A 12745-nucleotide genomic window follows, 5' to 3' on the forward strand; every position below is an offset into this window, starting at 1 on the left:
CGACGAATGCGAGCCTCATGCCGCCACGTCTCCTTCGTAGAGGTCGGTGACCGTCGCACCCGCGCGCAACCGCTCCAGACGCTCGTGTGCACCGGGCACGTCCAGCCAGCGTGGCCGAACCCACGGTTCGTGGAGCACCTCTCGGTCGAGGAGGTCCTGCACCAGGGGGATGTGGTCCAACGCGAGCTTGCCGATGAGCAGGACGTCCAGGCTGCGGCCTTCGGCGATGGCGTCGAGGATGCGCGTGATCCCGCGCAAATAGATCGCGTCCTTCACCGAGCCGCCCCCGACGACGACCCGGATGGCGATGGACCATGCGGTCCTGGTCGGTATGCGGTGGTCGGCCCGCAGCGACTCGAAGATGTCCAGGAAGTCGGCGCCGTCGAGCATCTTGCCGACCGCGACCACCCGAGCCGCGAGCACGCGCAGCCGCCGCGGGTCCAACCCGCCGGTCAGGTACTCGGCGAGCACGGCGAGGCCCTCCTGGGTCTCGTCGTAGCCCGGGAGGCCGATGGTCAACAGCGTCAGTGGCTGCCGGGCACCGTTCTGGTACGTGACCACGTGAGTGCCGACCTCGTGGTGCAGCAACGGCTCGACCCGGTCGGCCCGGAAGGCGGCCGTCTCCGGGATGAGCAGGCGGCCGAACGACACCATCAGTTCGGAGATGTCGTCCCGCACCTCGACGCGGACCGGGAACTCCGGGTACACGGCGCGGTAGCGCTCGAATTCCGCACGGGCGGCGTCGGCGAACGCCCCGGCTGTGACGGTCTGGGTGCTGGGCGCCTGCGGGGGGATGGTCTCGAGCAGCTCCGCCGCGGCCGCGGCCAGCGGAGGAGCCACCGTTCCGTAGAGCTGGAGCGACCCGTAGAGGAACCGTGAGGTGTCGCGGTCCTCCAACGCGGTGATCTGCCGGGCGATCTCGTCCCGCTTCGCCCGGAAGAGCGTGTGCAGTGCCGGGTCGTCGACGTTCTCGATCTCCAGATCGTACAGGTCGCGCTGGGCCAGGTCCGGGTCGAAGTCCAACGGCCGCAGCCGCAGCGTGGGGGCCGTGCCGAAGTCGCTGCGTTCGAAGTCCGCCCATGCCTCCGCCGCGTTGAGCGGCGTGATGTTGACGAGCAGGTTCACCTGGCGCTCGATCTCGGTGAGCCGGGCGTCGATGTCGAACGCGGGCGCCAGTTGCTCGGTCGCCGATGACGTCTCACGAGCATGGTCGTCAGCAGGCGGGTCTGAATCATCAGGGCGAGGGGCCGAAGCCGCTGCGATATCGCTGCGGGCGGCACCAGCCTGCTCGACCGGCTCGTCCTGCGCTGGCAGATTCTCCGGGTTCACGATGTCGGCGCTGTCGTCGGGCCGATCCGAGCGCTCATTCATCGTCGTCCCCCGGGCTCTCGGCCCCAGCTGACCCAGTATCGATCCCGACGGTCTCGTCTTCGATCCGGGTCTCGGTAGGAGGAGCGACGTCACCTCTCGACGTGCGGCGGTCGTCGATCCTCCCCATCGGGTCGTCAGCCGTTCGCGACGGGGTCATCTCGGCGTCTGACATGGCGACTCCCTTCGCTCGATGATCTGACCGTAGGCGTGCCGCCGTCGCGGCGTCGAGGCCTTGCCTACTGGCCCGAGGTGCATTATGCGGCGGGGTGGCGGGTCGTTCGGGGACCTGCTTTCGAAGGTTGCGAATGCCCGCTCTCCGGGTCAGGCAGGGTTGCGACAACACGAGATCGGATCGGCGCCGATGATGAATCCTGCGCCTCCCAGCCACCCGGCTGGTCGCAGGTGTGCGCGCTCGATCGGCTGACGCACCACTCGACGACGCCTCGCCCTACGAGACGCTCCGCGAGATCCTTCCAGGGGTCGAAGTACCCTATCGCGACCACCTCGCGGCGGTTTACTGAAGGAGCCATCGTGATCTGAAGGAGGTTCGCCTGATGATGTGGGGCTACGGGTACGGGGCATGGTGGATGTGGATCCCGGCAGTTCTGATACCGCTGCTGATTGTGGCGGGCATCGTCGTGGCCATCGTCTTCTCCGTGCGAGAAACGAGAACAAGCAGCCATCCTTCCGCCGGATGGGGTCACGCCGAGTTCGATTCGGCGCGCCCGATACTGGAGGATCGGCTTGCCAAGGGCGAAATCACACCGGATCAGTTCCGGGAACTGCTCGAGACCCTTGACGTCAGTCGCCGCAGGAGTTGACCGCTGCCATCCACTCGACGCACTACCGGCCGCGCGACTGCTTCCAACCCTGGCAACGACCATGACGAGCCAACACGACCTCAGCGACACCCGGGTGACGCCGCGCATCGTGCTCGAGCAGATCCGTCGGCAACACTCGCCGTGCTCTCCACGGTCGGACGGGACGGAGCCATCACTCTGCTGGCGTGAGTCACGGAACAACACGCCCCGGCGAACCCTTCGCCCTGTACGCCATGACCAGACGCCACCTGCTCAAAGCGCGCGACATCGCCTCGGACCCCCGGGTATCGATGGTGATCCCGATTCAACGATCCACGCTCACGTTTCTTCCACCCGCGACCATCCAGTTGCACGGGCGCAAGAAAGCGGCGGAACCCGCGTCTGCTTCGTGAAGGTCACCCCCAACCCGAGGGTGCACACGTACATGGTGGGCTACCAGATCTGGGAACTGCAGCGAAACATGGAGGCCGGCGCCGGCAATGTGACCCTGGCGCCGGAGCAGTGATCGAGCCACGGCGTCGACACGCCTGACCTGCGAGGAGGTCGACCAACCGGCCCGGGGTAGCGCGACCACCGCATCATGAACCTGTCCGACCGCGTGCGTGCTCCGGGCACGGCTCCGGCACTGCATATCGCGGGCATATCGAAATCGGGATACGCCCTGACAACAGCCGCCTGCCTTGACTGGTGGAATGGCCTACCACGAGCGCACTCGAACAGCACCACCCGGCATCTCATCCCGGGCGCACTCGTACTCGTCGGCCGACGACGGTGCCGGTCGCGTCATCCGCGGCGCCGCCCGCAGTGATGCGCTCGACGGTGCCGATCGCGTGGTCGCGCGAACGGGCATCTCGATCTACGGTTGCTCCTCCGACGAGGCGGCAGCCTTCCGTGAGGCGGCGCCTCGCTTCGGCGTCATTCCGACGATCATCGACGCCGCGATCGTCGAAGACAATGTCGGGTTGGCATTCGGCAACCGCTGCATCAGCGTCAGCCACAAGACTCCGGTCACGAACGCCACGCTTCGCCTGCTGAGCGATGCCGGCGTCGAGTACATCTCGACACGCAGCGCTGGACGGAACCACATCGATCTGGACGTCGCGCGGAGCCTCGGCATCACGGTCGAAGGCGTCGACTACGCTCCCGACGGCGTGGCCGACTACACCCTGATGCTGATGCTGATGGCGCTGCGGAACGCTCGCTCGATCGTCATCCGCGCCGAGGCGAATGACTTCAGGCTCAACGTCGCACGCGGCAAGGAACTCGGCGATCTGACCATCGGAGTGATCGGTACCGGTCGCATCGGCGCCGCCGTCATGCAGCGGTTGCACGGCTTCGGTTGCCGCGTGCTCGCGTACGACCGCAACCCCAAGACGCCCGCCGACCATGTGCCGCTCGACGAGCTGCTCGAACGGAGCGACCTCATCACCCTGCACACGCCGCTCGCACCGGAGACGCGACATCTGCTGGATCGCCGGCGGATCGCCCAGCTGAAACCCGGTGCGGTCATCGTCAACACCGGTCGAGGTGCGCTCATCGACACCGCAGCGCTGCTCGACGCGCTCGAGTGCGGTGCCGTCGGCGGCGCAGCGCTCGACGTGGTCGAGGAGGAGGACGGGATCTTCTACGCCGATCGTCGGCGTCGGCCGATCGAAAGCCAGCTGTTCGTGCGTCTCCAGCGGCATCCGAATGTGCTGATCACGCCGCACACGGCGTACTTCACCGAACGCGCCCTCGCCGACACGGTCGAACACACCATTCTCAACTGCATCGCATTCGGAGGAACACAGCATGGATAAGTTGAACATCGCGATCCTCTTCGGGGGCGCCTCGGAAGAGCACCCCGTCTCGGTCAAGTCGGCGCAGGAGGTCGCCCGTCACCTCGATCTCGAGCAGTACGAGCCGTTCTTCGTCGGCATCACCACGAGTGGCGAGTGGAAGCTGTGCGAGGGCCCCGCCGCCGACTGGGAGAGCGGCGACTGCCGCACGGCGTCGTTGTCGCCCGACCGCGGCGTGCACGGACTCCTGGTGCAGCAGGACGACCGAATCACCACCATCCACCTCGATGCGGTGCTGCCATTGCTGCACGGCACGCTCGGCGAGGACGGCGCAATCCAAGGCCTGCTCGAACTCTCGGGCATCCCGTACGTGGGCTGCGACATCCCGAGCTCCGCGCTCTGCATGGACAAATCGCTCGCCTACCTCGTCGTACGCAGTGCCGGCATCGCGACGCCGGCCTTCCGAACGCTCACGGCCGACGGGCAGATCGACCTCGACGGCCTGAGCTACCCCGTGTTCGTGAAGCCGGCCCGATCGGGGTCGTCGTTCGGCGTCAGCCGGGTCGACGACGATGCTGCACTCGCCGCCGCAGTGCACGACGCCCGGCAGTACGACTCGAAAGTGCTGATCGAGCAGGCGGTCGCCGGCAGCGAGATCGGTTGCGCGGTGCTCGAGCACGACCTCGGCCTGATCGTCGGTGAGGTCGATCAGGTCCGCCTGTCGCACGGATTCTTCCGCATCCACCAGGAGCGCGCGCCCGAGGCGGGCTCCGAGAACTCGGCCGTCGTGGTTCCCGCCGACATTCCCGACGAGACGCGAGTGCTCATGCAGGAGACGGCGAAGGCCATCTACCGGGCACTGGGATGCCGCGGCCTCGCGCGGGTCGACATGTTCCTGACCGACGACGGCGAGGTCGTGCTCAACGAGGTCAACACCCTGCCCGGGCTCACCTCGTACAGCCGGTACCCGCGCATGATGGCGGCCGCCGGGCTCTCGCTCGGTGCGGTCATCGATCTGCTGGTGTCGTTCGCCGTGCGTCGGGCGGCAGCGGACCCCGGGGCACTGGAGGAAGCGGCAGGATGATCGACGACTTCGTCTTCGTGGACGAGTTCGTTCCCGGCATCCGCTGGGACGCGAAGTACGCCACCTGGGACAACTTCATCGGCAAGCCCGTCGACGGCTACTCCGCCAATCGCATCGTCGGCACGACGGCGCTGTGCACAGGCCTGGCGCTGGCTCGGGAAGCCGCAGCTGCCCGCGGCCTCGGCCTGCTGCTCTGGGACGGCTACCGGCCCCAGCGTGCCGTCGACGACTTTCTGCGCTGGGCGCAGCAACCCGAAGACGGCCGCACGAAACGCAGACACTACCCGAACATCGAGCGAGCCGAGATGTTCGAGCTCGGCTACGTGGCCACCCAGTCCGGCCACAGCCGGGGCAGCACGGTCGACCTGACGCTCTTCCACCTCTCGACCGGCGAACTCGTCGCCATGGGCGGCGACCACGACCTGATGGACTCGCTCTCTCACCATGACGCCGTCGGCATTCGCGCGACCGAGGCCGGAAACCGACGTCAGCTGCGCTCGATCATGGAGAGCAGCGGCTTCAGCTCCTACGCGACCGAGTGGTGGCACTACACGCTTCGAGACGAACCGTTTCCCGACACGTACTTCGACTTTCCGATCAGGCAGGGCGTGAACGATATCGTCTCCACGCTCTCGATCCGAGGCAAGAATCGCTGATCACGTTGCTTGACGGCAGGGGCGGGCGGGACGTGGACCCGCAACGAAGAGTCGGGCCGCGGTCCGTGCGTCCCGGTCGGAGAGCTCGGGGTGTCCGTGGAGCTGACGTCGCCACTGCATCAGGCCGGCAGTCGCCTCTTGGCCTGCATTGTCGATGCGGGCGTCGACCTGAGCAGCTCGACGAGAGCATCGCGGTGGGTCAGTTGCGGATGGTGCCCGGCGCCCGCTACCGAGATCAGCTCGACGTTCGTACGCGTTGCGAGCTGTTCGACCGCGGCGGGGGTGAGGGGGTCATCGCTTCCCGTGATGATGCGGACCGGGCCGCTGAACCGACCGAGCGCTTCCACGAGTTCGGCCCGCCACTGCGTCGATCCCGCACGACTGAGTTGCTCGGCTGCCCTTTTGGCGCTGCGTCGTCGGAGGTCGCTGACGCTGGATTCGAGCGCGACCGCGCTCGCGTCCGATCCGGTCAGCCGGTGCGACAGCCGTGCCGGGTCGGCGTGTCGCAAGTAGGTGCGCACGAGCGGGCGCAGTCTCGCCGACGCGCGCATCGGGGTTTGCAGGAAGAATGGTGCGATCAGCGTGAGGGACTCGACCTGCGCCGGGTACCGGTCGGCCGCGACCACTGCGGCAGCAGCGCCGATGGAATGGCCGACGACGTCAGCAGGCCTCCCACCCAGCACAGCGGGAAGCCACTGTTCCCAGTCTCGGATGCCTGTTCCACCGCTGAGGCCGAGTCCGGGAAGGTCAACGACCCGCGCGCCGACGCCCGACGCCACTTCGGCCCACGTGTCTGCGTTGACGGGCAAGCCGGGAAGGAGTACCCGGCTGGACCCGGGCACGCCCAGCTCGAATGTCCTCACGCCGCCGGCGTCGACGAATCGACGCCCGTCGGTCGTCACGGCGCCGAATCGATGCGCGGCCAGGTAGTCGGCCCACCGTTCGAGGGACACCCGCACATCGGGCATCGGGATCCCGTGTCGGTCGGCGAGCTCGATGGCGGGCTGTGTCGGATAGCGGTCGGCGGACATGAAGGTGAGTGTTTCGGGATCTGCCTTGGTGATCCGCTGCGGGAGCCGTCGGATGACACCGACCGGGATCCGCACCGGCGGGACTCTCGCACCGAGATGCCGGCCGACGTGCGTGAGCAGCTCCGCCAGCGGCGGGGTGTCGTCGTCGAGCACCCAGTAGGCCTTGCCCGCAGCGGACGGATCGATGGCTGCCGCCGCCATGAAGGCCGCCAGATAGTCGACCGTGACGACCGGGAGGAAGGTCGCTTCGCCGCCGGGCAGCGCTGCCGCGCTGCCGTCCCAGATCTGTTCGATCGTGCTGGCCAGTCCGATGTGCTGATCGGACTCTCCGGTCAGGCTGTCGCCGATCACGCTGGACGGATTGACGATGGTCCAGGGAAGTCCACGCTCCAGGGCTCGGGCCTGGAAGATCGCGTCCGATTCCACCTTCGACGCTTCGTAGGCGCCGAGTTCCTTGTAGGCCGCGGCGCGGTGGTCGTCCGACCAGGGGACGGTCGTGGGGTCCTGTCCGCCGACGCGGTAGCCCGAGATGTGGACGACGCGCTGCAGGTGAGGGAGGCCCTCTGCGAAGTCGAGCAACTTCTCGACGATGCCGACGTTCGCGCTGCGTGCTTCGTGGGCGGTCATCCCGAATCGGTAGGTCCCGGCGCAGTTGTGGATCTCGGTGACGAACGGGAGCGTCGATGGGCCTCCCGCGACGATCTCAGGAGCATCGAAGTCGACGATCGTCGTGCTGATGTTCCGTGTCACGCCGTGCTTCCTGAGCCATCGCTCGACACGCGCACCGGATTCTGCAGTCCGAACTGCCGCCGTGACGTTCGCACCCGCCTCGGCAAGGGTCAGGACGAGGTGCCGGCCGACCAGTCCCGAGGCTCCGAAGACCAAGGCGTGACGGGAGTTCTCATGCGGTGTCATCGCGCCCCGCCAACGGCCTGGCAGCGCTGGTCGATGAGCTCTGCCACGACGTCGGCGGCTGAGATCAGGGGCTGTGTGCTCTGCATGGCCCGAGAGACGATGACCGCCCCCTCGATCGTCGAGACGACGACCGTCGCCAGGGACCGGGCGTCCACGGCGTCGATGCCGTTGGCCTCGAGCAGCGCAGACGTCGGGGCGATCCACGATTCGAAGGCCGTGGCGCAGGCATGCCGCAGTCGCTCGCTCTCCGCGCCCATCTCCAGGGTGACGACGGAGACCGGGCATCCCAGTCGGAAGCCGCTGTCGCTGACGATGGTCGTCAGCGTCTCGATCGCGGCGCGAACGGCCTTGCCCGCACCGCCCTCGGACCCTGCCGCCTCCACGATCAGCGTCTCGAACTGCTTCTCGGCGAGTTCGACCGCTGCGACCCCCAAGCCCTCCTTCCCGTCGGGGAAGTGGAAGTAGATCGAGCCCTTGGGGGCTGCAGCATGTTCAGTCACCGCGTTCAGGCCGGTGCCGCTATAGCCGTTGGTCTGGATGAGCTCGAGCATGGATGCTGCGAGCCGTGCCTTCGTCAGGTCTCCTTTGGATGCCATGACGTAGATAATAGACCGGTCTACATATTTTCTGCAATCGCCGAGAGATCACTCAGGAGTGCCGGACAGGTCGAGAGTGCTGCCAGACCGGTCGAGTCCGGCCGACCACCGCACCAGACGCACCACCATGGCGCGCTCGACCGAACACTCGGCGGACAAGCGCGAATGCCAGTCCCTCCCCTCTGTTCGAGGCAAGAAACCCTGATCATGTCGATTAAGGTAGGGCGGACGGGACTTGAACCCGTGACCGATGGATTATGAGTCCACTGCTCTGACCAGCTGAGCTACCGCCCCGCGCGCCGGATCACTCCGAGGATGCGGCCGGCGCGATGTCGGTGACCGGATCGGTCACCGGCCTCCCACGATACAGACTCTCGAACGTCGAGATGGTGCGCTGGATGTCATGCGCGGCGATGAGCCGGATCGACCCCTCTTTCAGGGCGCGGAACTCGGCCTCGGGCGCCTCCAGCACTTTCCGCAGCTTCGCCGCGAGGTCTTCGGGGCTCGACGGCTCGAACAGGTAGCCGTTCTCGCCGTCGTGCACGAGGTGCGGCAGGGCCATGGCGTTCGCGGCGACGACGGGCAGCGCCGAAGCCATCGCCTCCATCGTCACGATCGACTGCAGCTCGGCGATCGAGGGCATCGCGAGCACCGTGGCGCGGTGATACGCGTCGCGCAGCTCCTCATCGGTGACCCGACCCGTGAACGTGACGCGGTCGGCGATGCCGAGTTCCACGGCGAGGTGCTGCAGGTTCTTCAGCTGGTCGCCGCCGCCGACGATCTCGACCTTCACGTCGAGCTCTGCAGGCAGCAGCTTGGCCGCGCGCAGCAGCACGTCGATCTGCTTCTCGCCCGTCACGCGGCCGACGAAGAGGATGCGGTTCTCGGTGCGCGGCTCCCAGTTCGGCGAGTACTTGTGCGCGTCGATGCCGCACGAGATCGCGTGCACGCCCTCGAGGCCGGTGTGCTCCTCGAGGAAGCGCGCGGCCTTGCGGGTCGGCGTCGTGACCGCCTCGGCCCGCCCGAACGAACGTCGTGCCGCCCGCCAGGCGAGGCCCGTCGCCCACTCCTGCCATGCCTTCGGCAGCATTGTGAACTCGAGCATGTTCTCGGGCATGAAGTGATTGGTGCCGATGATGCGGATGCCGCGCTTCTCGGCCTCGATCGAGAGCCCCCTGCCGACCACGATGTGCGACTGGAAGTGCACGACGTCGGGCTTCACCTCGTCGATGACCCGGGCGCTGTTCTGCTTGATGCGCCACGGCAGCGCGAACCGCAGCCAGTCATGCGGGTACCAGCGCCAGCTGAGCAGGCGGTGCGCCGTGAGCTCCTGCCCCTCGTGCACCTCCTTCCAGGTGCCGTGCTTGCGGCTCGCGGCCGGCGCCATGACGTGCACCTCGTGCCCGCGCTCGACGAGCCCCGCAGCCAGGCGCTCGGCGAATCGCGCCGCACCGTTGACGTCGGGAGCGAACGTGTCGGCGCCGATCAGGATCTTGAGGGGGCGGTCGGGCGTGGCGCCAGCGGGCGTACTCGCACCGGGGGTGTCAGACACGGGTCGTGGTTCCTCACAGTTCTTGGGCGGGACGGTCGGTCCCGTCGAGTACCGCGGCGCAGGCGATGAGCGCGGCGGACTGAATCCGACCATAGTCTACGCAGCGCACCCTGACGGATGCCCGGCGGCGGGTCGGAAGTTCGGGTTGCGCGCGCCTCAGAGACGCGTCTGGGGGTGGTTCTTCGCGAGGCGGAACACGCCCCACACGGCGATCGCACCGGCGAGGACGTATACGACCATCGCCCACGGCGGTGCCTGCGAGGCCTCGCCGAGCACCGCGATGCCGATGACGACCGCGACGAGCGGGTCGACGACGGTGAGACCGGCGATGACGAGGTCGGGCGGGCCCGACGCGTAGGCGTTCTGCACGAAGTACGCGCCGAGCGCCGTCGCCGACAGCAGTCCGATGATGCAGAGCACCGTCAGCCAGCCGAACCCGCCCTGCTCGATCGCGCCGAGCACGACCTTCGCGAGCGTGGCGACGAAGCCGTAGAGCACGCCGGCCATGATCACGTAGTAGATCGCCCGGATCCGCTTTCGGAACCAGATGAACGTGACGAGTGCGACCAGGAGCACCACGAGCAGGATCAGCAGGATGATGATCAGCTGCGCGTCGGTCACGGGCTTGTCGACCGCGGTGAACGCGGCGACGCCGACGAACAGGAACACGCCGCCGACGCACATGATGATGGCGATCACCGACTTGTGATTGAGCTTCACGTGATTCACACGCGAGTTCACGATCGACGTGATCACGAGCCCGATCGCGCCGAGCGGCTGCACGACGATGATGGGCGCGAACTTGAGGCTCGCGAGCTGGAAGACGATCGCGAGCCCGAGCATGAGCGTGCCGAGCACCCACGACGGACGGGCGAGCAGCAGGCCGAGCTGCCGCAGGTCGAGCCCCTTGCCGAGCGTGTCGCTCGTGTGCGACTCGACCTTCACGACGCCCCGGTGCTGGAACTGCGCACCCAGCGAGAGGAAGACGGCGCCGATCAGCGCGAGCGGGATGCCGATGAACGTCTGAGGGTCGAGCGGGATCTGCTCCGCGAGGTCGCTCAGGTCGGGGTTCACGCAACGACCCTACCTGCTCACCGCCCGATATCCTTGCCGAATGGCCGTGCTCCCCATTCGAATCTCCGGTGATCCGGTGCTGCACTCCCCCGCAAAACCTGTCGAGACGATCGACGACGAGGTACGCCGCCTGGTGGCCGACATGTTCGAGACGATGGACGCGGCGCCCGGCGTCGGCCTCGCCGCACCGCAGGTCGGCGTCGGCCTCCGCCTCTTCACGTACGGCTGGGTCGACGAGGAGGGCAACCGCTGGCGGGGCGTCGCCATCAATCCCGAACTGCTCATCTCGCCGCCCCCTCCCGGCGACTCCGACCTCGACGAGGAGTCGGAGGGGTGCCTCTCGTTCCCCGGCGAGCGGTTCGGGCTGCGACGTGCCGATCGCGCACTGCTGCGCGCCACCGATCTCGACGGCGACGAGTTCGAGATCGACGCGCACGGATGGCTCGCCCGCATCTTCCAGCACGAGTACGACCACCTCGACGGAACCCTCTACACCGACCGGCTGTCGTACCCCGACCGCAAGATCGTGGCGAAGATCACGAAGAAGCTCGGATGGGGCCGGCCGGGCGTGTCCTGGATGCCCGGGGTCGACGATCTCGAGGGCTGAACGACGCGAGGGATGCCTCGTGCGGCATGCTGGTCGCGCACGCGGGCGTCGCCCGAGGCATCCGGTCAGGTGAACGCGCGGATGCCCGCCGCGACGGCCGCTGCGACGAACACGACGATCACGAACGGCACCCTGAGCGCGTAGAGCGCGGCCGCGACGATGAGCGCGGGCACGCGCGCGTCGACGACGATCTGCTGGCCCGCGCCGAGCGTCTGCACCGCGATGAGCGCGGCGAGGAGCGCCACCGTGAGGAGGTCGGCGATGCGCGCCGGACGCTCGCGCTCGAGGAAGCCTGCGGGCACGAGGTGCCCCGACAGCTTCAGGGCCAGGGTCGCTGCCGAGGCGATGAGGATGATGTGCCACGTGGTCATGCCGCCCGCTTCCTCGAGAAGAGGTCGAACCAGCCGACGACGACGGCGACGAGGGCCGCGACGAGCACCGGGAGCCCCGGCATGAGCACGGGGGTCGCGATCGTCGCGACCACCGCGGCGCCGACGGCGACGGCGCCGGCCTGCACCCGCTTCAGGCGCGGCCAGAGCAGGCCGAGGAACGCGGCTGCGGCCGCCGCATCGAGGCCGTAGGCGCTCGTGTCGCCGAGCGCGTCGCCGATGAGCGCGCCGAGGAAGGTCGTCAGGTTCCATCCGATGAAGATGACGATCCCCGTGACCCAGAATCCGACGCGCGCGGCGCGATCGTCGGTCTGCGCCAGCGCGACCGCCGTCGACTCGTCGATCGTGATCCACACCGCGGCGATCGTGCGCCAGAGGCTCGAACGGTGCCCGTCGTGCGGTGCGTCGACGACCGGCTTCATGCGCATGCCGTAGACGACGTTGCGGATGCCGAGCATCGCCGCCGTCGCGATCGCCGACCCTCCGGCCGCGACGCCGCCGGAGGCGAGCACGCCCACGAGCGCGAACTGCGAGCCGCCCGTGAACATGACCAGGCTGAGGAAGCACGTCTGCCAGACGTCGAGCCCCGCGGCGACCGCGAGGGCTCCGAACGAGATGCCGTACGCCGCCGTCGCGATGCCGACGGCGAAGCCGTCTCGGATCGCCCCGCGTCGAGCGGCGTCGACGGCCGCGGCAGCCGAAGCCTCCGCCCGCTCGTCCACGCCGCCTCCCGAAGAGAAGAAAGGCCGCCCGGACACCGGGCGGCCTTTCGCTTGCTCCCCCACTTGGACTCGAACCAAGAACCTATCGGTTAACAGCCGATTGCTCTGCCAATTGAGCTATGGAGGATCGCTTGTTCAGCACCGTTACT

Annotated in this window: 12 protein-coding genes and 2 tRNA genes; 5 read left to right on the plus strand and 9 right to left on the minus strand. The window is 67.9% G+C overall.

The genetic code is table 11. The features are described from left to right. Positions 1–15: 15 nt before the first annotated feature. Complete coding sequence (locus tag PX701_RS06735; protein ID WP_275505847.1) at positions 16–1371, minus strand: peptidase MATCAP family protein; 1356 nt, start codon at positions 1369–1371, stop codon at positions 16–18. 554 nt (positions 1372–1925) lie between these two features. On the opposite strand from PX701_RS06735, the gene PX701_RS06740 reads away from it, so the two are divergent. From PX701_RS06740 to vanX, 4 genes are all read left to right on the plus strand, one after another. Continuing rightward, positions 1926–2192 (plus strand): SHOCT domain-containing protein, encoded by a 267-nt coding sequence (locus tag PX701_RS06740; RefSeq protein WP_275505848.1) that lies wholly within the window; start codon positions 1926–1928, stop codon positions 2190–2192. Between the two features lie 830 nt (positions 2193–3022). Continuing rightward, entirely contained in the window at positions 3023–3991 is a 969-nt protein-coding gene (locus tag PX701_RS06745) for an NAD(P)-dependent oxidoreductase (RefSeq protein WP_420831068.1), read from the plus strand. After that, positions 3984–5054 carry a D-alanine--(R)-lactate ligase gene (vanA, locus tag PX701_RS06750; RefSeq protein ID WP_275505850.1) on the plus strand — a complete coding sequence of 357 codons (1071 nt, stop codon included), beginning with the start codon at positions 3984–3986 and terminating at the stop codon, positions 5052–5054. Before PX701_RS06745 ends, vanA begins: the two co-directional genes overlap by 8 nt. After that, positions 5051–5710: a D-Ala-D-Ala dipeptidase VanX gene (gene vanX / locus PX701_RS06755; protein ID WP_231431121.1), complete on the plus strand. Its 660-nt coding sequence runs from the start codon at positions 5051–5053 to the stop codon at positions 5708–5710. The genes vanA and vanX overlap by 4 nt, the downstream gene beginning before the upstream one ends. 119 nt (positions 5711–5829) lie before the next feature. Here vanX and PX701_RS06760 read toward each other — a convergent pair whose 3' ends face one another. From PX701_RS06760 to PX701_RS06780, 5 genes are all read right to left on the minus strand, one after another. After that, positions 5830–7656, minus strand: a complete 1827-nt coding sequence (locus tag PX701_RS06760) for an alpha/beta fold hydrolase (protein WP_275505851.1) — start codon at positions 7654–7656, stop codon at positions 5830–5832. Continuing rightward, the gene (locus tag PX701_RS06765; protein WP_275505852.1) at positions 7653–8207 is read right to left on the minus strand and encodes a TetR/AcrR family transcriptional regulator; all 555 of its coding nucleotides are present in this window, start codon (positions 8205–8207) and stop codon (positions 7653–7655) included. Before PX701_RS06765 ends, PX701_RS06760 begins: the two co-directional genes overlap by 4 nt. Before the next feature lie 265 nt (positions 8208–8472). Further along, positions 8473–8546: transfer RNA gene (locus PX701_RS06770), tRNA-Ile, on the minus strand. Positions 8547–8556: 10 nt separating this feature from the next. Then, positions 8557–9804, minus strand: a complete 1248-nt coding sequence (locus PX701_RS06775; RefSeq protein WP_231431124.1) for a glycosyltransferase — start codon at positions 9802–9804, stop codon at positions 8557–8559. 156 nt (positions 9805–9960) lie between these two features. After that, positions 9961–10878, minus strand: a complete 918-nt coding sequence (locus tag PX701_RS06780; RefSeq protein WP_231431125.1) for a DMT family transporter — start codon at positions 10876–10878, stop codon at positions 9961–9963. 40 nt (positions 10879–10918) lie between these two features. On the opposite strand from PX701_RS06780, the gene def reads away from it, so the two are divergent. Beyond that, positions 10919–11485, plus strand: coding sequence for a peptide deformylase (def, locus tag PX701_RS06785; protein ID WP_275505853.1), 567 nt, complete (start codon positions 10919–10921; stop codon positions 11483–11485). Positions 11486–11550: 65 nt separating this feature from the next. Here the strand turns inward: def and PX701_RS06790 are convergent, their stop codons facing one another. The 3 genes from PX701_RS06790 to PX701_RS06800 all read right to left on the minus strand — a co-directional run bounded on the left by PX701_RS06790 (position 11551) and on the right by PX701_RS06800 (position 12723). Then, on the minus strand, positions 11551–11856 hold the full coding sequence (locus PX701_RS06790; RefSeq protein ID WP_231431127.1) for an AzlD domain-containing protein: 306 nt from the start codon (positions 11854–11856) through the stop codon (positions 11551–11553). Further along, positions 11853–12596 carry an AzlC family ABC transporter permease gene (locus PX701_RS06795; RefSeq protein WP_420831066.1) on the minus strand — a complete coding sequence of 248 codons (744 nt, stop codon included), beginning with the start codon at positions 12594–12596 and terminating at the stop codon, positions 11853–11855. The genes PX701_RS06790 and PX701_RS06795 overlap by 4 nt, the downstream gene beginning before the upstream one ends. Before the next feature lie 54 nt (positions 12597–12650). After that, positions 12651–12723, minus strand: a tRNA-Asn gene (locus PX701_RS06800). Positions 12724–12745: the final 22 nt, after the last annotated feature.

This window comes from Agromyces chromiiresistens (assembly GCF_029167465.1).
GTDB classification, from domain to species: Bacteria; Actinomycetota; Actinomycetes; order Actinomycetales; family Microbacteriaceae; genus Agromyces; species Agromyces chromiiresistens.